The organism is Mycobacterium sp. IDUB_37, from assembly GCF_055419245.1.
The window spans coordinates 97,937-116,541 of record NZ_JBVAXG010000008.1; the positions used below are offsets into that span (position 1 = coordinate 97,937).

General features: G+C 68.5%; 13 protein-coding genes and 3 pseudogenes. 3 read left to right on the top strand and 13 right to left on the bottom strand.

Going from position 1 to position 18,605, the window contains the following annotated elements; all coding sequences use genetic code 11:
- The first annotated feature begins 306 nt into the window (after nucleotides 1-306).
- The gene (locus ACZY1I_RS24000) at nucleotides 307-843 is read left to right on the top strand and encodes a thermonuclease family protein (protein WP_463758202.1); all 537 of its coding nucleotides are present in this window, start codon (nucleotides 307-309) and stop codon (nucleotides 841-843) included.
- Between the two features lie 263 nt (nucleotides 844-1,106).
- On the opposite strand, the gene ACZY1I_RS24005 is transcribed toward ACZY1I_RS24000, so the two are convergent.
- Both ACZY1I_RS24005 and ACZY1I_RS24010 read right to left on the bottom strand, forming a co-directional pair.
- Nucleotides 1,107-2,135, bottom strand: coding sequence for a PE family protein (locus ACZY1I_RS24005; protein WP_463758205.1), 1,029 nt, complete (start codon nucleotides 2,133-2,135; stop codon nucleotides 1,107-1,109).
- 407 nt (nucleotides 2,136-2,542) lie between these two features.
- Nucleotides 2,543-2,995, bottom strand: coding sequence for an Imm61 family immunity protein (locus ACZY1I_RS24010; RefSeq protein WP_463758207.1), 453 nt, complete (start codon nucleotides 2,993-2,995; stop codon nucleotides 2,543-2,545).
- A gap of 283 nt (nucleotides 2,996-3,278) precedes the next feature.
- Here ACZY1I_RS24010 and ACZY1I_RS24015 point away from each other — a divergent pair, with 283 nt between their 5' ends.
- Complete coding sequence (locus ACZY1I_RS24015; protein ID WP_463758209.1) at nucleotides 3,279-9,923, top strand: PE family protein; 6,645 nt, start codon at nucleotides 3,279-3,281, stop codon at nucleotides 9,921-9,923.
- Between the two features lie 340 nt (nucleotides 9,924-10,263).
- Complete coding sequence (locus tag ACZY1I_RS24020; protein WP_463758588.1) at nucleotides 10,264-10,419, top strand: hypothetical protein; 156 nt, start codon at nucleotides 10,264-10,266, stop codon at nucleotides 10,417-10,419.
- 180 nt (nucleotides 10,420-10,599) lie between these two features.
- Here the strand turns inward: ACZY1I_RS24020 and ACZY1I_RS24025 are convergent.
- The 11 genes and pseudogenes from ACZY1I_RS24025 to ACZY1I_RS24075 form a co-directional block, all read right to left on the bottom strand.
- Nucleotides 10,600-10,728, bottom strand: a pseudogene (locus tag ACZY1I_RS24025) (IS110 family transposase); the annotation flags it as partial.
- 37 nt (nucleotides 10,729-10,765) lie between these two features.
- Entirely contained in the window at nucleotides 10,766-12,148 is a 1,383-nt protein-coding gene (locus tag ACZY1I_RS24030) for a ThiF family adenylyltransferase (RefSeq protein WP_463758211.1), read from the bottom strand.
- A 4-nt stretch (nucleotides 12,149-12,152) separates the two neighbouring features.
- Nucleotides 12,153-12,560: an E2/UBC family protein gene (locus tag ACZY1I_RS24035; protein WP_463758214.1), complete on the bottom strand. Its 408-nt coding sequence runs from the start codon at nucleotides 12,558-12,560 to the stop codon at nucleotides 12,153-12,155.
- A gap of 7 nt (nucleotides 12,561-12,567) precedes the next feature.
- Nucleotides 12,568-12,885, bottom strand: a complete 318-nt coding sequence (locus ACZY1I_RS24040; protein WP_463758216.1) for a hypothetical protein — start codon at nucleotides 12,883-12,885, stop codon at nucleotides 12,568-12,570.
- Nucleotides 12,886-12,989: 104 nt separating this feature from the next.
- The gene (locus ACZY1I_RS24045; protein WP_463758218.1) at nucleotides 12,990-14,750 is read right to left on the bottom strand and encodes an AAA family ATPase; all 1,761 of its coding nucleotides are present in this window, start codon (nucleotides 14,748-14,750) and stop codon (nucleotides 12,990-12,992) included.
- Complete coding sequence (locus ACZY1I_RS24050; RefSeq protein WP_463758221.1) at nucleotides 14,747-15,697, bottom strand: hypothetical protein; 951 nt, start codon at nucleotides 15,695-15,697, stop codon at nucleotides 14,747-14,749. The genes ACZY1I_RS24045 and ACZY1I_RS24050 overlap by 4 nt, the downstream gene beginning before the upstream one ends.
- Nucleotides 15,694-16,305: an RNA polymerase sigma factor gene (locus ACZY1I_RS24055; RefSeq protein WP_463758223.1), complete on the bottom strand. Its 612-nt coding sequence runs from the start codon at nucleotides 16,303-16,305 to the stop codon at nucleotides 15,694-15,696. Before ACZY1I_RS24055 ends, ACZY1I_RS24050 begins: the two co-directional genes overlap by 4 nt.
- 317 nt (nucleotides 16,306-16,622) lie before the next feature.
- On the bottom strand, nucleotides 16,623-16,748 hold the full coding sequence (locus ACZY1I_RS24060) for an ArsR family transcriptional regulator (protein ID WP_463758590.1): 126 nt from the start codon (nucleotides 16,746-16,748) through the stop codon (nucleotides 16,623-16,625).
- 113 nt (nucleotides 16,749-16,861) lie between these two features.
- Nucleotides 16,862-16,942, bottom strand: a pseudogene (locus ACZY1I_RS24065) (recombinase family protein); the annotation flags it as partial.
- A 148-nt stretch (nucleotides 16,943-17,090) separates the two neighbouring features.
- Nucleotides 17,091-17,210, bottom strand: a pseudogene (locus ACZY1I_RS24070) (recombinase family protein); the annotation flags it as partial.
- 138 nt (nucleotides 17,211-17,348) lie between these two features.
- Complete coding sequence (locus tag ACZY1I_RS24075; protein WP_463758225.1) at nucleotides 17,349-18,584, bottom strand: IS256 family transposase; 1,236 nt, start codon at nucleotides 18,582-18,584, stop codon at nucleotides 17,349-17,351.
- Between the last annotated feature and the right edge of the window lie 21 nt (nucleotides 18,585-18,605).

Consider the following 18,605-nt stretch of genomic DNA (forward strand, 5'->3'; position numbering starts at 1 on the left):
TGCGAGTGCCCGATCCGCCGTCGCAGCGCTCGCGTCGAGCGTATGGCAGGCGACCGACAGAGCTTCAATGCTCGGCATAGTGATGCTGCGGCGGCGGACATGGAAGTGCGGCACCGTCAGAACGCCTGCGTCGAAGACCGTGTCCGTGAACTCAAGGCCACCGGCCCGCATAACCTGCCGTAGCTGGGCCTTCTGCTCGAACGTGCCGGCCGGATCAGTACCGTGGCCAGCACGCTCTCGATGGCGAGGTGTTCTGGTGCCGCGGAGGCTCCACGGAATGTCACCCCTGTGGGCAACACTGACGCCATGAAGATTTCCGCTCGGTTATCGTTGCTGTCTGCGGTGATACTCGCGTCGTCGATAGTGTCGGTCGACTCGCTGGCAAGCGCTGACCCGTTGCCGACCACTGCCACTGTCCTGCGAGTCGTTGACGGCGACACGGTTGACATCGTCGACGATGTCCGCGGGCGGCTTCGAGTGCGCATTCTGGGCCTCGACACTCCTGAAACCAAGAAGCCCGGCTACACCGTGGGTTGCTGGGGACCCGAGGCCACACAGTTCGCTGAGACCAATCTGGGCGGGCAACGCATGGCTTTGATCACCGACCCAACACAGGATTCGAATGACCGTTACGGACGCACCTTGGCCTGTCTCGTGAGAGCCGACGGCTGGAACTATTCAGTCGGGGCGGCGCGGGCCGGTGCAGCGAAGTCCTACGTCTACCACAAGAAACCAGTAACCGAATATCCGAGCATCGCCGCGGCGGAGCAGGAAGCGATCGCCGCCGAACGCGGGCTGTGGGGTGCCCCATGTTTCGGCAATACCGATTCAATCCCCAACTAAGGCAACATCATTGATATCCGGTCAGGGCGTGGGCAACCGCGCGGATCGCCGCGGCAGGGCGGCTACGCGCTGATTGCACACAAAAGCAGTCAGCCTTGGGATGTGCAGGTTGGGGCCCGGGAACGCCCGAGTCGTGGCGAAGTAGAGCGGCCGCAATGAATCCGGTGGACTTGGGTCACGGGCCGATGCCGCCGTTTTCGGGTCTCGTGTGGCCGAGCTCGGATATGCGCGGGGGCAGTGTCGAAGGTGTGTGGCGTGATTATTTAGAAAAGGTCGAAAAAGAACTTTCCAACAGGGCCGTTGGCAGCCCCGAACGTGCCGGTACCGCCGAAGCCGGGAAAGAGTAGAAGGGCGGGGCCGCCGTACCCGCCGCCGCTTCTAAACCCCATATTGCCGGTGACTGGTTCGGGGTAGCCGTCGCCGCCGAACCCGCCGAGGCCGAACACTACGGCGCCGCCGGGACCCCCGAAGGCGAACCGCCCGCCGACTCCACCGCTGCCGCCCAGTCCGAATAGGACGCTGCCGCCGGCCCCGCCGTTGGACAATCCGCCGCCCTGCCCGCCGTCGCCACCGACGCCCAGCAGTCCGCCGGTACCGCCGTCTCCACCTGTGCCCGTACCGGCACCGGGTGACGAAGGAATGGCATTGAATCCACCGCCGCGCCCACCAGCGCCGACCAGCCCGGCTGAGCCGCCGGTGCCGCCTACCCCACCGTGGCCGCCCGACATCCCCCCGGCGCCTCCGATGCCGAACAGTAGCCCGGCGGCGCCGCCGATGCCGCCGTTGCCGCCTTTCGCGCCGCCGAGGGTGCCGATGGCGCCCATGCCGCCGTTGCCTCCGATGCCGAATAATCCGGCGGCGCCACCGGCGCCGCCGGTCGCGCCGGGGTTGGTGCTGTCGCCGCCGTTACCGCCTCTTCCAAACAGGATCCCGCCGGCCTGCCCTGCAGTGCCGACGCCATTGACTGTCGTGCCATGCGCACCGTCACCGATCAAGGGGTACAGCGGATTAGTGTTGGCGGCCTCGGCAGCTTGGTAGCGGGCCCCGCCATCGTTGATGAGTTGCACGAACTGCTCGTGGAACGCGTTGGCTTGTGCGCTGGCTGCTTGGAAGGCTTGCCCGTAGGAACCGAACAGGGCCGAGACAGCGCCGGAAACCTCATCGCCGGCCGCAGCTAACACCTGCGTGGTCGAGGTTGAAGCGGCCGCGTTCGCTTGGCTGACCGAGGACCCGATGCCCGCAAGATTCGATGCCGCAGACGTCACGAATTCTGGAACCACAACAACCGACATCAACTGTCCTTTCCGAGAAGTTCGCGAAGAGACACCTGCCCAGCAGGTTCGCGCTAAACCAACCACGAAAACGACAAATCCACAAACAGATAGCCGCAGACGAAGTTATCCCTGCATGACTCCTCAAATATGCGCGATAAGATTTCAGCTCTGAAAGGGCCTTTCCGAGGCCGGGGCACGTTGCGTAGGGGACACTAATTCGTCCAGTTCACTGGACAACAGTTCTCGTCATTTGAATCATCAGTGTCGAGACTGATGATTCAGCAGATCGAAAAATTAACTCTCCCAATCCAATACGAGGTCTTCCGTATCATTTGCCACATCGGGCCAGTCCGCGCGAGTCTCACGTCCTCACCGCGCGACGCTGACCAGCGTGTGCAACGGGAGAGGGTTGTCGACCGGCGCGACTACGAACGCCGATCCCTGGCCACCGGATCACCGTCGGTTCGGATTCCTTCAAGCACGACTACTGGTTCGACGTCGGGGCCGTAGTCGTAAACATATTTCTTGCCAGTCAAGCGGCCAAGGCGGCCAAGGCGGCCAAAGGTCCGATAGCCCCTCGCATAGTCTCCGAGTTGGCAGTTGCCCGCCACATCAGCTGCGTCCCATGGCAATCGCAAGAGGGGAAGGCCGACTTCTTCGCGTATATCGTCACCGAACAGTCCCACCAGATAACGTTCCAACACCCCATGGTTCGCCGCGAAAAATATCGGCTGGGGCTTCTCTTCGCCGATCGTGAGATCGTCAACCCGACTGAGCTCAAGCCGATCACGAGCCCGCCAACGAAGGTAGTACCGTGTCGGGCCGCCAACTTCTGAACGCAGCGTGGCCACACCCGCAGTGTCATCGACCTCAAACATTAGTTGGTAGCTCGTGCCCAACCCAGACACTCCCGACCGATCACCGGGCCGCCATCAGCCCTTCACCACTCCTTCGCCTCCCAGGCCCCACTACCTCGCCAGGGTATCGCCGGGCAGCAGGGCGGTGATAGCGAAACAGGTATCAGACGATTCGCCTAATTTGCCCATAGGAAACTCCGATGAGTCCGGGCTCGTTCCTCCGACGGCGGGTTACGCTGCGACTGTTTTGCCTGGTCCGTCAAATATGCCGGTGCCGGTGGCCTGTTGACGGTGGGAGCCCTCGGTGTCGTTTGTGATTGTTAATACTGCTGTGTTGAGTGCGACTGCTGCCGATGTCGCGGGGATCGGCTCAGCGATCGGTGCGGCGAATCAGCAGGCGTCAGTGTTGACGACGCAGCTTGCGGTGGCTGCTGGCGATGAGGTCTCGGCGGCGATCGCAGCACTGTTCGGGACGTATGGGCAGCAGTATCAGCAGGTCAGTTCGGCGGCGGCGGGGTTTCATGAGCAGTTCCTGCAGACCTTGACCAGTGGTGCTGGCGCGTATGGGTCGGCGGAGACAGCCAGCATCGACCAGCTGTTGCTGGGGCTGATCAACGCCCCGACGAATGCGTTGCTGGGTCGGCCGCTGCTCGGTGATGGTTTCAATGGTGCGGCGGGTACCGGGCAGAACGGTGGCGCCGGCGGCATCTTGTTCGGCAATGGTGGTGCTGGGGGTTCGGGTGCGGCCGGGCAGACGGGTGGCCGCGGTGGTGATGCCTTCCTGTTCGGCAACGGCGGGGCCGGGGGGACGGGTGGGACCGGGGTCACCGGCTCGACGGGTCTGACCGCGGGCCTGGGTGGTGTCGGCGGCATCGGTGGCAGCGGCGGGGCTGGCGGGGCCGCCGGTCTGCTGTTCGGCAATGGCGGCGCGGGAGGCCTCGGCGGGTTCGGCGGCGCTGGCGGCATCGGTGGGGCGGGCGTGGCCGGGGCAGCCGGGGTGTTCGGCACCAACAACGGTGCCGGCGGCGACGGCAGCACCGGCGGTAGCGGTGGCCTGGGTGGTAGCGGCGGTGTGGGCGGGGTCGGCGGTAAGGGTTCCTTGTTGGGGGCGGCGGGCGCCAACGGCAACGGCGGCACCGGCGGTGCGGGTGGCATTGCGGGTGCGGGCGGCAACGGCGGTGTCGGCGCGGCGGGCACCTTGGCCAATCCGGATGGGGGCGTCGGCGGTAACGGCGGGAACCCGGGCGGTGTGGGCACAGGTGGTGCTGGTGGTGCCGGCGGCGGCGTCGGCGCCGTCGACGGTGCGACCGGAGCAGCGGGCAGCATCACCACTGGCGGTAACGGTGGGACCGGCGGGGCGGGCTATGACGCCAGCACAGGCCTCATCCCCGGCGTTACAGGCGGCCAGGGCGGTGCGGGTGGTAACGGCGGGCAGTACGGCAACGGCGGTGTGGGTGGTGCCGGGGGTAGCGGTTCGACCGGCGCAAACGGTGGCACGGACGGCAATGGTGATGGCCTCGCAGGGACCGCGGGCGGCCAGGGCGGTGCCGGTGGCAGCGGCGGCTTGGGTGGTTCGGTCTCGGGTAACGGCGGCAGCGGTGGTGCTGGTGGTGTCGGTGCGGCCGGCGGCAACGGCGGCGCCGGGCTCGCGGGTGCGGCAGGCACTGCGGCCACCCCGACCGGTGGTAACGGCGGCAACGGCGGCACCGCCGGAGCGGGTGGCAACGGCGGGGCCGGCGGCAACGCGGGTGGGGTCGCCGCTGGCGGCAAGGGCAGCGTCGGGGTTAACGGCAGCGGCGGCAACGGCGGCCAGGGCGGCGTCGCCGGGGGTGCCGGCAACGGCGGTGCCGGCTATGACGCCAGCAACGACGGCACCGTAATCAATGGCGGTGCCGGGGGTAACGGCGGCACTACCGCCACCGCGGGCAGTGGCGGGACCGGCGGCGCGAAAGGCACCGGCGGTACTGGTGGCGCCACCGGCACAGCGGGCAGCCAGGGCACCGCGGTGACTAGCGGCGGTAATGGCGGCGCGGGTGGGGCCGGCTACAACGCCGCCACCAGTCCCGGCACCGGACTTGCGGGCGGCCAGGGCGGTGCGGGCGGTAACGGCGGCCAGTACGGCAACGGCGGATCTGGTGGCGCCGGCGGTAGCGGATCGACCGGGACCGCGGGCGGTACCGATGGCGACGGCGACGGGCTCGCCGGGACCGCGGGCGGCCAGGGCGGTGCAGGCGGTAGCGGCGGCTTGGGTGGTTCGGTCTCGGGTAACGGCGGCAGCGGCGGTGCTGGTGGTGTCGGGGCGACCGGCGGCAACGGCGGCGCCGGGCTCGCGGGTGCGGTAGGCACTGCAGCCACCCCGACAGGTGGTGACGGCGGTGATGGCGGCGCCGCCGGGGCGGGCGGTAACGGCGGGGCCGGCGGCAACGCAGGCGGGGTCGCCGCAGGCGGCAAAGGCACCGTCGGGGCTAACGGCAGCGGCGGCAACGGCGGCCAGAGCGGCACCGCCGGCACCGCCGGCAATGGTGGCGCAGGCTACAACGCCAGCAACGACGGCGCCGTGATCAACGGTGGCGCCGGCGGCAACGGCGGCAACGGCGGCAACTCAGCAAGCGGCGGGACCGGCGGCGCGAAAGGCACCGGCGGCACCGGCGGCAGCGCCGGGAACCAGGGCGCGAGCACGTCAGTGACCAGCAGCGGTAATGGCGGTGCGGGTGGGGCTGGCTTCAACGCCGCCACTAGTCCCGGCACCGGACTTGCGGGCGGGCAGGGCGGTGCAGGCGGTAACGGCGGCCAGTACGGCAACGGCGGCGCAGGCGGCACTGGCGGCAACGGTTCGAGCGGGGCCAATGGGGGCACCGACGGCAACGGTGACGGCGTCGCCGGTACCACCGGCGGTCAAGGCGGGGCCGGCGGCAGCGGCGGCCTGGGTGGTTCGTTCACAGGCAACGGCGGCAGCGGTGGTGCTGGTGGTGTCGGTGCGACCGGCGGCAACGGCGGGAACGGCGCCAATGGTGCGGCAGGCACAGCAGCGACCCCGAGAGGTGGTGACGGCGGCAGCGGCGGCACCGCCGGGTCGGGTGGTAACGGTGGGGCCGGCGGCAACGCGGGTGGGGTCGCCGCAGGCGGGTCAGGCAGCGTCGGTGTCAACGGCAACGGCGGTAACGGCGGCCGGGGCGGCAACGCCGGGGGTACCGCCGGCAATGGTGGCGCTGGTTATGACGCCAGCAACGACGGAGCCGTGATCAACGGTGGCGCCGGTGGCAACGGTGGTAACCCCGGCACCGCCGGAGCCGGCGGGACTGGCGGGGCGAAAGGTACCGGCGGCACCGGCGGTACCATCGGCACCGCCGGCAGCCAGGGCACCGCGGTGATCACCGGCGGCAACGGCGGCGCGGGTGGGGCCGGCTACAACGCCGCCACCACTCCCGGCACCGGACTTGCGGGCGGCAACGGTGGGACTGGTGGTAACGCCGGGCAGTACGGCAAGGGCGGCGCAGGTGGTGCCGGCGGTAGCGGGTCGACCGGCATAAACGGTGGCACGGACGGCAACGGTGACGGCCTCGCCGGTACCGCCGGCGGCAACGGCGGTGCCGGTGGCAGTGGCGGCTTGGGTGGTTCGGTCTCGGGTAATGGCGGCAGCGGTGGTGCTGGTGGTGTCGGGGCGACCGGCGGCAACGGCGGCAACGGTGCCACCGGTGCGGTAGGCACTGCGGGCACCCCGACAGGCGGTAACGGCGGCAACGGCGGCACCGCCGGTGCGGGCGGCAACGGTGGGGCCGGCGGCAACGCTGGCGGGGTCGCCGCAGGCGGCAAGGGCACCGTCGGGGTCAACGGCAGCGGCGGCAACGGCGGCCAGGGTGGCAACGCCGGCACCGCCGGCAATGGAGGCGCCGGCTACGACGCCAGCAATGACGGCACCGTAATCAATGGGGGCGCCGGAGGTAACGGCGGTAACACCGGCACCGCCGGTAGCGGCGGGACTGGCGGGGCGAAAGGTACCGGCGGCACCGGCGGCACCACAGGCACCACCGGAGGCAACGGTGCGGCGGTGACCAGCGGCGGCAACGGTGGTAACGGCGGCAACGGCTACAACGCCGCCACCAACCCCGGCAGCGGCACCGCAGGCGGGCAGGGCGGTGCGGGCGGTAACGGCGGCCAGTACGGCAACGGCGGTGCTGGCGGCGCCGGGGGTGGCGGTGCCACCGGCGCCGCCGGGGGCGCGGACGGCAACGGCGACGGCCTCGCCGGTACCGCCGGCGGCAACGGCGGCGCCGGTGGCAGCGGCGGCCTGGGTGGTTCGGTCTCAGGTAACGGCGGCAGCGGCGGTGCTGGTGGTGTCGGGGCGACCGGCGGTAACGGCGGCGCCGGTGTCACCGGTGCGGTAGGCACTGCGGGCACCCCGACCGGCGGTGACGGCGGCAGCGGCGGCACCGCCGGGCCAGGCGGCAACGGTGGCGCCGGCGGCAACGCGGGTGGGGTCGCCGCAGGCGGCAAGGGCAGCGTCGGGGTCAACGGCAGCGGCGGCAACGGCGGTATCGGCGGTAATGCCGGGGCCGCCGGAAATGGTGGCGCCGGCTACGACGCCAGCAATGACTTCGGAGTGGCCAACGGTGGTGCCGGGGGTAACGGCGGCAACACCGGCACCGCGGGGAGCGGCGGGACCGGCGGGGCGAAAGGAACCGGCGGCACCGGCGGCACCACAGGCACCAGCGGCAGTAAGGGCGCCGCGGCTACCAGCGGCGGCAACGGCGGTGCTGGTGGCGCCGGCTTCAACTCCTTCTTCAACGGGAAGCAGGGCGGCCTGGGTGGGGCCGGCGGTAACGGCGGCCAGTACGGCAACGGAGGCAACGGAGGCAACGGAGGCAACGGCGCAACCGGGATGATCGGGCAGAACGGCGCCGCGGCCGGTAGTTCCGGCGTCGACGGTGGCTCCGGCAGTCAGGGCGGTCAAGGCGGCAACGGCGGCCTCGGTGGCTCCATCTCAGGCAACGGAGGGGCCGGCGGAAACGGTGGCAAGGGCGGTGCCGGCGGCAACGGCGGAAACGGCGTCACCGGCGCGAACGGGACCACTGCCGGGGCTTCAGGGAAGGCTGGCGGTAACGCCGGGAACGGCGGGAACGGCGGGGGCGGCGGCAGTGCCGGTGCAGGCGGCGCGGCCCCGGGGTCCGGAACCTCGGGAGGCAACGGTGCCGCTGGGGCCGGCGGCACCGGAGGCAACGGCGGTACGCCAGGGACCGGCGGCAACGCTTCCCCCACAGCAACTGCTAGTACCGGGGGCGACGGTGGGGCAGGCGGCAACGGCGGTGTGGGTGGAAACGGCGGCGCTGGCGGCGACGGTCAGGGGTCAGGCGACGGCGGCAACGGCGGCACCGGCGGGGTAGGCAGCACTGGCGGCACCGGCGGCAACTCAGGCGTCATCCCTGGCAACTTTGGGGCGCAGGTGCCCATCGGCGGCACCGGCGGCAACGGCGGCGCCGCAGGTAATGGCGGGGCAGGCGGTAAGGCCCTGGGCTCAGGCGACGGCGGCGACGGCGGCGACGGCGGCAGCGGCGGGAACGGCGGCACCGGAGGGAACGGCGTCACCGGCGCGAACGGGACCACTCCCGGCGCCGCCGGGAAGGCCGGCACCAGCGCCGGTAACGGCGGTAACGGCGGGGGCGGCGGCAGCGCCGGTGCCGGCGGTGCCGCCCAAGGATCGGGAACTGCGGGCGGCAACGGCGCAGCCGGTATCGGTGGCAACGGAGGCAACGGAGGCACACCGGGCAACGGCGGCAACGGCGCCCCCACCGCAAGTGGCTCTTCAGGAGGCCGAGGCGGCGCCGGCGGTGTCGGTGGGGCAGGCGGGACCGGCGGCGCTGGCGGCGAAGGCCAGGGGTCAGGCAACGGCGGCAACGGCGGAACCGGCGGCCAGGGCAGCACCGGCGGCTCCGGGGGTAACGGCAACCTCAGCGGCGACGGCGGCGACGGCGCCACCGCCGGGGCCGCAGGCAATGGCGGGGCCGGCGGAAACGCCCTGGGGTCAGGCAATGGGGGAAATGGCGGTGCCACTGGCCCTGCGGGGGCCGGGGGTACCGGGGGAAATGGCGGCACCGGGAATAGCAACACCGTTAATGGCGGCGGCGGCACCGGCGGCCGCGGCGGCAAGGGCGGCTTCGGCGGCATCGGCGGCGTCGGTGGCGCAGCCATGGGGTCAGGTAATGGCGGAAATGGCGGATCCGGTGCCGCCGGCGGCGTCGGCGGGATCGCAGGCAACGGCGGCTCCGCGGTTACTGGAAACACTGGCGTTGGCGGCAACGGCGGGTACGGATACATCGGCGGCTTCGGCGGGATCGGCGGCTACGGGGGAGCTGGCGGCGACGCCATGGGGTCAGGTCGCGGCGGTGCCGGCGGGGCCGCTGGCGCCGGAGGCGATGCCGGCGTCACCGGCACATCCATGAATGGTGCTAACGGCAATCCAGGCGGCACCGGCGCCCTCGGCTTTACGGGTGCCAGCGGGGGCGTCGGCGGCAACGGCGGCGCTGGCGGTAACTCCGTCAACGGCACCGCCGGAAACGGCGGCGCCGCCGGCAACGGCGGGAACGGCGGTACCGGCGGGGAGGGCGCCGACGGCGGCGACGGCGTCCCGAGCGGCGCCGGCGGTGACGGCGGTGACGGCGGCTTCGCCGGTACCGGCGGCAAGGGAGGCAACGGCGGCGCCGGCGGTACGTCGGTGACTGGCGCCGGCGGCAACGGCGCTAAAGGCGGTACCGGCGGCAACGGCGGCAACGGCGGCAACGGCGGCGACAGTGGCGAGGGGATCCCCGTCGGCACCGCAGGCGAAGGGCGATCAGGCGGCACCCGGGGCAGTGGCGGCACCGGCGGCGCAAGCGGCGGAAATGGCGGCAGCGCCGGGGCCGCCGGTAGCTTCGGCCAAACCGGAAAAGCCGGAAAGGCCGGAACAATCGGGTGATGCTGGGATACGAAACGTCCGCGACCGTCACGCTTGGAAGGTCGTCACAGTTTGAGTGTGGCGGGCAGCGAGACCGATCCGCGGACAACAATCTCCGCCTGATCAACAGCGCGCTGCTCGGCCAAACGATCGGTTCGCTCAGGCTCCCGATCCAGATTCGACCACTCACCCTCGGTCGATCCCCAGGCGACGCGGCCATGAGGGGTATAAAGGCTTCTCGTCGCAGAAACTACAGGGTCTAGCTGCCGCGGCTCAGTTTACAAGTTGGACAGCGTCAAACGATATGGCTCGGCCTTACGTGCGATACGTAATGGTCGAGAGAAACCATAGGTTCGAGATTATGGACGACCCGAAGGTCGGCAAACCAGGTTATATGGCGGTGCTGACCATCAACGAATTGCAAGATAATGGCCAAGGTCACCTGGTGTACCTAGATAGCCATCCGACCGACGAAGACGCGAAGCGGGCCGCCAAACAGTGGGCCGGGCGCATTTGAGTCGGGCAAGGTCGACGCGAAGCAGAGGATGATGGATCGGTGAGCCGTGTTGATTACTTCGACGATCCGTCCGCCCCGGCCGCGACCGGGCGTGTGCCCTCGCCCATCATGAGCAGCGAACCTAACCAGCCCAACCCCTCTCGGCACACACCCAGCCCCAACTGCCTGCAGTAGTTCGGTCAACACGTCGGACTTCGGCCTGCCGGGCACGTTCTTCACGTCGCGGGGATTGACCAGTTGCACGTCGAGTCCCGCCGCTTCCAGCAGGTAGTACCAGATCCGCCAGTAGTCAGACGCGGATTCGATGGTGAAGCCAGCAGTCTCATCATCGTGGCGGATCTTATGACTATGGCGAGGGGCACGATTTGCCTGTGGGGCAACACGACTCAAACCAGTGGCGCGGCGGTCGCGCTTGGGTGCGTTGGCCACAGGCGACGCAGTTGGCATCGGCCGGAGGAATGCGTCGGGGTCCGATCTGGGTGCCCGGTCGGCTAGCTGCTCCCTGCAGATCAATGTCCAGCCAGTCCGCCGGTGCTCGACTCCCCGAGATCCAGGCCACCAACTCCGCGATGGCCGCGCTGGCGGTGAGGGCGTTGAGGTGCACTACGGACGGGGCCGGGGCTCCGGAGCCGTATCCGTGTTCGCGGTCCAAGCGCTGTTGGACGGTTGGCTTGGCCCACCGGCTGACTTCGGCGGTGTCGAGTTCGCCCAGACACATTAGGCACGGGCCTCCGGGGCGCATGAAGATTACCCTTCCCCCTACCGCCGGGGGTGTAGTGCGATCGTCGACCCCGGTGGCGATGTCGAGATAGGGGGTTGCGGTGTCGATTGCGATCTGGTTGAGCCGGTGCCGTGGCCCGTCGTGGTCGAGGCAGCCGATGATCAGGTCCACCTCGGACAATTCCGGGTGCTCGCCATCGACGGTGAGTCCTGGCAGCGCAGTGACCGCGATGCGCGGATCGATCGCGTGCAGGCGGTGTCGGGCAACTTCGGTTTTGGCGAGGCCGACGTCGTCGGCGTCGGCGGTCACCAATCTGTTGAGGTTGGTCGTCTCGACGGTGTCGTCGTCGAGGACGAGGATGCTCCGGAAGCCCAGATATGCCATGTTGAGCAGGACCTGCGAGCCGGTCCCTCCCCCGCCAACGACCGCGACGCGCAAGCCCGCGACAGTCCCTTGGCCGGCGTGGCCGAGCAGGGGAATCTGACGGCTGATGCGGTCCTCAGCGACTGGCGCGGCGTTCAGCACCCGCATCTGATCACCGGTGGCCGTTACCGCGTCCAGCGTCCCCCGTGTGAGGCCGCCGCCGCCGTTGCGGCGCCACCATTCGGCGTGCAACTGGTTCTGCGCCCAGACTCCCGCGACGTAGGGCCGGCCGGGCAACAAATCCACCACGTAGGAGGCCATCGGCGCCAGGGCATCCTCGTCGGTTACCGAGAAGCCCGGTGGCCCGAAGCGGTGATTGTGGAACTCGGCCAGACCCGTGTGGCATCTCAGCGCCTGGTTGTGCACCCGGTCCAGGGCGCTGGCGCCGAGGCACCAGCCCGAACCCTCGAATTCAACATCGTGGTCGGGGATCAGTGCGACGTCGAGGACCTCGAGTACTGGGCCGCTAATGCTCTCTTGCAGCGGCCGGGTGAAGGCGAATGCGAACCGTTCCCCGTTGCCGGAGGTCAGGTGGTCCTGGATGCGGTCCCAGTGCGGGCCGTGGGTGAACTTCAATGTGCTCATCAGATCAACTCGTCTCGTGGAATCGGGTGAGGGCGCCGGCCAGGTACTCAGCCAAGTTGCTGCCCGTCGCGGGGTCGGCGCAGGGATGCCAGTCACCGGGCTCAAGGTGGTAGGAGAACTGCAGCCATTGCCGCCCGTCGTGCACTTGGAGCCCTTGGTTGTTTCCAGGTGCGCCACCGCCCTGCAAGGTCAGATCCGGGCGAGCGCAGACGTTGTCCGGTTGTCCCACTGGGTAATTCGGCGGGATTGCGAACAATACGTCGGTGGCCACGTGCGACCATCCGGCGGGCAGCGGGTAGTCGGGAAGAACCACCACGAGTGTCTCGGAAATGATCCGGGCCGTCGGGTAGGCCCGGAGCAGGAGTGGCTGCTCCTGCTCCAGGCGTACCCGCAAGCTCTGCGTAAGCGTCACAGTGGGCTCACCCGCGCTTGAACCGTGGGCGCCGCTTGAACTGTGCCCCCGTGCCCAAAGGCACGACGGTATCGGGGGCGACGGCCTCACGGGAGCCGTCGGGAAGAACCCGAATGATGCCTTCGGTCAACGGAATACCGCCTGCAGCCATCACCTCCGCGCCGGTGACGGTGGGGCGGCCGCACTCATAGGTGACCTCGTCGAGGTCAAAGGCAAACACCGCGTGCGGGACATCCTGGGGATGAGGGGCGGGCGGCCCGTCGGGTGGGCGGACCTGCGGGGCGGCGGCGGTCGTATCGTGTGAGGTGGTGCTCAGCAGTGCCATGTGGCCTCCTGGTGAAGAGGACCCGCCTTTCGAGCCCTTCACCTTCTAGTCGGACGGACCCGCCGCTTCGCACCCCCCTTGGGTCGCAACGACTTTCGGGTCTGTCAGACCAGATCGCCGTCGGCGGACCGGACGTAGGTCAGCTTGACGGTTTCGGGGGCACTGGCCGCCAGCCGCTGCGCCAACTCCCCCTCGTAGGTCGTAATGAGGATCTGTTCGACGGACTTGGTCTGCGCAGCGCGTACCAGAGTGGCGGCTACGCCGGCGCGGCGGACCGGGTCGAGGTGTTCGAGTGGCTCGTCGAGCCACAGGCACGACGCCCGCGTCGCCGAAGCGGCCAGCACCAGGCGGGCCACGAGGAGTGCGGTGGCCCGTTCGCCGCCGCTGAGGTCAGGCAGCTCCAAATCGATCTCGGCGTGACCTACTCGCAACTGCCCGTCAGGACGCAGATGTAGTCCATCCGCGCCGAAGAGCAGCTTCCAGCGATGGGCGATCTCAGTGGCCAGTGGTGCGACGCGCTCGACTAGGTATCGGTCCGCGACTCGGGTGACGCTGCGTTGAGCCACTTCGAGCACCACGTCCTCTCGGGCGAGGCGCACCAGGTTGACCTGGTCGGAGGCGGCGGCCTGGAGCTGCTCGAGCTCACGACGCGCGGCATCGACCCGGGCCAGCGCCCCACCGTGCACCTGAGCCATGGCGTCGGCGTGTGCGCGGGACTCGCGGAGCACATCGAGAGGATCGGGACCGGGATCGGGGTGCATGGGCTCGACGGGGGCTACCAGGCGGGACAACTCCGCGCTGAAGCGGCCAATGAGGGCGAGTTCGCGGCGCAGGCGCGTGGTCCGTTCGCGAAGCGCGGTGATCGTTTCGCGTGCGCCGCCACCGTCGCGGCCGTGGGCATCCAACGCGGTCTGGCGCTCATGCTCAGACAAGGGACGCAGACACGTCGGGCAGCGTCCAGCATCATCAGCCAGGAGCTCGGCGGCGCTCGCTGACCGGGCCAGTCGGATCTCAGCGTCACTGGCGGCGGCGACGCTCTCCTCCACAACGGCCGCCACCCGGCGTTGGCGCGAGTCCAGCGAGGCGACGGGGTCGTCCCCCAAGTCGGTAAGGGCACCGCTCATCTCGGTAAGCAGGTGCTGCGTGCGCGTGCGGTACGCCTGCGCCAGGTCGCGATACTGTTTCCACGCGAGCGCGTGGGCCGCGACGGCATCGTGACCGACCACTTTCGCGACGGCTTCCTCCCGTTCCCGCCGGGCAGTGCGTTCATCGGTTTCTAATTCCGCGACCCGCTGGGCGGCAGCCGCGATCTCGTCGGCTGTGCCGCTGAGGTCTGCGCGCAATGACTTGATCTCGTTACCGATTACTACGCGGCGCGACTTCAGGCGTTCTGCGGACTGAAGCAGTGGTTCCACCCCGAAGACCGCAGCCAGGTGATCGCGGATCGGGAAGCCCGTTATCTTTCCGGTTGCAGCGGGCCCGAAGATGACGGCGTCGAGCAGGGCCGTCTGCGCGGTCCACGACTCCCTCAACGTGGCGTCGTAGTCGGCTTCGGTCAGCGAGCGCCCGCCGATGCTGGCCGCGAACGTGGCAGCCCCGCTGCGCCGCAAAGTACGGGTGACCTCGACGTCCCCACGGTCGGGCAGTGACACCACCAGCGTCACTGTGGCCTCGTCGTGTCCGCCGCGCACCGCACGCCCGCGGCCCCGATCTGGTGGTGTGCCGAGCAATCCCCAACGGACTGCCTCGACCAGGGAGGACTTTCCGACGCCGTTGGGTGCCACCACGAACGTCACCGGGTGGGTCAGGGTCAAATCCAGATGGTCATAGGCGCGCCAATGCCGCAGGCCGATGCTGCGGATCACGGTGTCGCCTCAGCCAACGCCGACACTTGGTCCACCAGACCGATGTCGCTCAGCGTTCCTGCCTGCACGGCCACGATCAATGCCGAGAGTGCGGCCGGGTCCAATATCTCCAAGACCTCCAGCGCCCGTCTCTTATATTCCAGTCGCGGTCGCGTCCGCAGTTCGGCGGCGATCTCTTCGGTGACCAACTCCAGCGCGCCGGCGGTGATGTCGCCACTTTCGAGGAGCTCGGTCAGGCCTGCCACGCGATCCCAGCGCGGAAGCCGTTGCTCGAAGTAGTGCCTCAGGATGAGATCGAAGCTGTCGGTCACCACAAATGCGCCCGGCTCCAACCAACCACGCACGGGATCGATGGACGGGTTGCACGCAGCGGCGCTGAAGATAGCCGCACGCCTGGCATCCCGCGTCACCAGCGCCACCGCCGACATGGCGGGGTTGTGGAGGAGAAATGACGCCAACTGGACCGGCTCGTTCACCCAGTCGGCCTCATCGGTGAGGAACAAGGCCATGTTCTGGCCCAACGCACTGCACTGCGCCAGCGGGACCGCCGCCCTGGGTATCACGGGTGCCCACCGAGGGGACCAGTCGACACACACATCGCCGCCGAAAGCGGCTTCCAGTTCGTCGAGAACGTAGCGTATCGGGTCGGGCGCAGCCGTGGGTGCGGGCGCCTGACTGCTCGTGGGATCCGCGCCCCCCGATCCCGAGCTTGGGCGAGTATCGGGAACCAAGCCCAACCGCATCGCTACAGGATCCTGGTTCAACGGCGGCACCGCCGGACCGCGGTCGGCCAGTGCATCGACGATGTCCAGACGATTCCGCACGACCCGGCGTTGCGGCGACGTCAGGTGCCCTAGGTCGGGTTCGGGACCCAGGCCCCGCAGGAACTGTAGATAGCGTTCGACGACGTCATCGATCTGGGCGTCGAAATCGTGGTTGTCACTCATTTCTGCTCCTTCCCGTCCCATTGGCCCCGTCGCTTACGGTCTACGCAGCGCCGCAGCGACTGCAGCGCCCGCACGCGTTGTCGACCGGCCGCCTGATGTGACTTGCCTTCGCGCAGGGCCCAATCTGACAAGCTCATCGACTCCATCACCGTGGCGGTCACGACTGATTGCTGATCTGCTGGCAGCGCCGCCAAGCATTCGATCGCCGTACGGGCCAACTCTTCGCGCCGCTGGGCGAGTTGGGCATCCACCTCGCGGAATTCCAGCTCGCCCCGCAGCGTCGGCTCCTTGGAGACCAGGTCGATCTGCTCCCGATGGTGAATTATCTTTCGCCCTCGATCGCGACCCCGTTGAAACGCGACTTGATAAGCCATGCCCTGCGGCGAACTCAGCTCGTCCCGGTTCTTCTTCTCGAATTCGCAGAACGCGTCGTAGACGACCTCGCCAACGTCGTCTTCGTTGGGTATGCATGCGGTGATGGCGTGGATTCCCCGACGGGCCCCCTGGTGCATAGGGTCTTTAACAGCCTCGTAGAGGGCAGTGCGCTGTTCGCGCGCTGCCCGACGGGCTTCGGGATCCCGCTCGGAGGCATCAATGTTTGGGGCCATCACTTAGACGTCGAACGCATCGCCTCGACCGCACCCCCCGTTCGGCCGCCAATTTTCTCACCTCACCTCCCTTCAACGGTCGATTGGTGGGAGTTCGGCGTTGAGGTATCTGCTGCGAATTTTCCGATTCCAGACGTCGCGGTCTTGCTGGAAGCGTCGGCGGTGTTCTCGAATCCAGCGGTGGAGGGCGTGGGCGTCTCGTTCGTAGGGGTAGATACAAGCCGAATTTCTTCGGCTGGCCTAGTAGTCGGGCGAAGTGGCGGTAGAACTCGATTGGTTGGCGGATGAAACTCGGAGTCGCAAGGTACCGGCACTGGCTAGCGAGTCGTGGGTGGTGTCTTGGTGAGGTGCCGGTAGATGGTTGGTCTGGTGACGCTGAATTCGGCTGCGATGTCGGCGACGGTGTACTTGCGTTTTCCGTCGTCGCCGAGTTCGTCATGCATCGCCTGAGCGAGCGCGACTTGGCGCGGCCGAGTTTTGGTTTCTGCCCGCCGGTACGGCCGCGGGCCCGTGCTGCTGCCAGTCCGTCCATCGTTCGCTCGGGCATGAGGGCGTGTTCGAATTCTGCGATCGATCCGAGGATCTGAAAGAACATGCGGCCCAGCGCTGTTGATGTGTCGATGCTTTGGTCGAGCACTATCAGGTCTACGCCGCGAGCCTGCAGCGTGTTGGATAACTCGATCAGGTTGCTTCCAGTGAGCGGCCGAGCCGGTCGAGTTTGGTGACGACGAGTTGATCACCGCCACGGTTGGCTGACAGCAGTGCTTTGTCGAGTTCGGGCGGCGGGCGAGCTTGCCGGAGGCTTTGTCGATGAAGATGTGGCCGCAGCCGGCCGCGGCGAGTGCGTCGTGTTGGGAGTCGGGGTGCTGATCGCGGGTGGACACTCGTCCGTAGCCGATCTTCACCTGCGGGAATGTATCGCGAACCCCCGACAGCGTGACATTGCTGCGGACACGGGACCCTTTACGTATCCGACCTGCGGGAACGGTCAAGTCCAGGGACGTGGTGTACGACGTCGTCGTGTGATTCTTCGACGTCGTGGTTCAGGCGGTCAGTGCCGCGGGGGTGTCCTCCTGTTCGTTCGGTGAGCTCTGGTCTGCTCGGGATTTGCTGAGGACGTCGAGGCCGAGGTAGCGCCGGGATTCGGCCCATTCGTCGTGTTGTTCGGCCAGGACGGCGCCGACGAGGCGGATCAGTGCGTTGCGGTCTGGGAAGATGCCGACGACGTCGGTGCGTCGGCGGATCTCCTTGTTGAGGCGTTCCTGGGGGTTGTTCGACCAGATTTGGCGCCAGATCTGTTTGGGGAAGTTGGTGAACGCCAGCAGGTCCGGGCGGGCCGCTTCCAGGTGATCGGCGACCTTGGGGAGCTTGTCCGATAGTGCGTTGATAATCCGATCATATTGAGCAGCAACCGATTCCGCGTCGGGTTGATCGAACACCGAATGCAACAGAGTACGCACCCACGGCCATGAACTCTTCGGAGTCTTCGCCATCAGATTCGTCGTGTAGTGAGTTCTGCACCGCTGCCAGGCAGCTCCGGGCAGAGTCGCGCCCAGCGCGGCCACCAGCCCGGCGTGCGCGTCGGAGGTGACCAGCCGTACCCCAGACAGGCCCCGGGCCGTCAGCGACCGCCAGAACGCCAACCACCCGGCGCCGTCCTCGGCGGTGGTGACGTCGATACCCAGGATCTCCCGATAGCCCTCGGCGTTGACTCCGACCGCGATCAATGCATGCACGTTGACCACCCGTCCCTGTTCGCGGACTTTGAGCACCAGGGCGTCGGCAGCGACGAACGTGTAGGGGCCGGCGTCGAGCGGCCGGGTCCGAAACGCCTCCACCGCGGTGTCGAGTTCCTTGGCCATCACGCTGACTTGAGACTTCGACAGGCTGGTGATGCCCAGGGTCTCGACGAGCTTGTCCATCCGCCGCGTGGAGACCCCGAGCAGGTAGCAGGTGGCGACCACCGTGGTCAGGGCCCGCTCGGCGCGTTTGCGGCGTTCCAGTAGCCAGTCCGGGAAGTAGGAGCCCTGCCGCAGCTTGGGGATCGCGAGATCCATTGATCCTGTGCGGGTGTCGAATTGGCGGTGCCGGTAGCCGTTGCGGGAGTTCGTCCGCTCGGTGCTGCGCTCGCCGTATCCGGCGCCGCACAGCGCGTCGGCCTCGGCGCCCATCAGGGTGTGGATGAACGTGGCCAACAGCTCGCGCAGCACGTCGGGGTGGGTGGTGGTGAGTCGATCCGCCAGCACGGCCGGCCAGTCGATATCGTGGGCAGTGGTCATCGCGTGTGTTCCTTCTTTGCT

Coding starts and splice junctions, on each gene's coding strand:
- ACZY1I_RS24005 (WP_463758205.1), bottom strand. CDS start 2,135: ATGTCGGTTGTTGTGGTTCCAGAATTCGTGACGTCTGCGGCATCGAAT.
- ACZY1I_RS24030 (WP_463758211.1), bottom strand. CDS start 12,148: ATGAGCACATTGAAGTTCACCCACGGCCCGCACTGGGACCGCATCCAG.
- ACZY1I_RS24010 (WP_463758207.1), bottom strand. CDS start 2,995: ATGTTTGAGGTCGATGACACTGCGGGTGTGGCCACGCTGCGTTCAGAA.
- ACZY1I_RS24040 (WP_463758216.1), bottom strand. CDS start 12,885: ATGGCACTGCTGAGCACCACCTCACACGATACGACCGCCGCCGCCCCG.
- ACZY1I_RS24020 (WP_463758588.1), top strand. CDS start 10,264: ATGGACGACCCGAAGGTCGGCAAACCAGGTTATATGGCGGTGCTGACC.
- ACZY1I_RS24050 (WP_463758221.1), bottom strand. CDS start 15,697: ATGAGTGACAACCACGATTTCGACGCCCAGATCGATGACGTCGTCGAA.
- ACZY1I_RS24060 (WP_463758590.1), bottom strand. CDS start 16,748: ATGCATGACGAACTCGGCGACGACGGAAAACGCAAGTACACCGTCGCC.
- ACZY1I_RS24000 (WP_463758202.1), top strand. CDS start 307: ATGAAGATTTCCGCTCGGTTATCGTTGCTGTCTGCGGTGATACTCGCG.
- ACZY1I_RS24055 (WP_463758223.1), bottom strand. CDS start 16,305: ATGGCCCCAAACATTGATGCCTCCGAGCGGGATCCCGAAGCCCGTCGG.
- ACZY1I_RS24075 (WP_463758225.1), bottom strand. CDS start 18,584: ATGACCACTGCCCACGATATCGACTGGCCGGCCGTGCTGGCGGATCGA.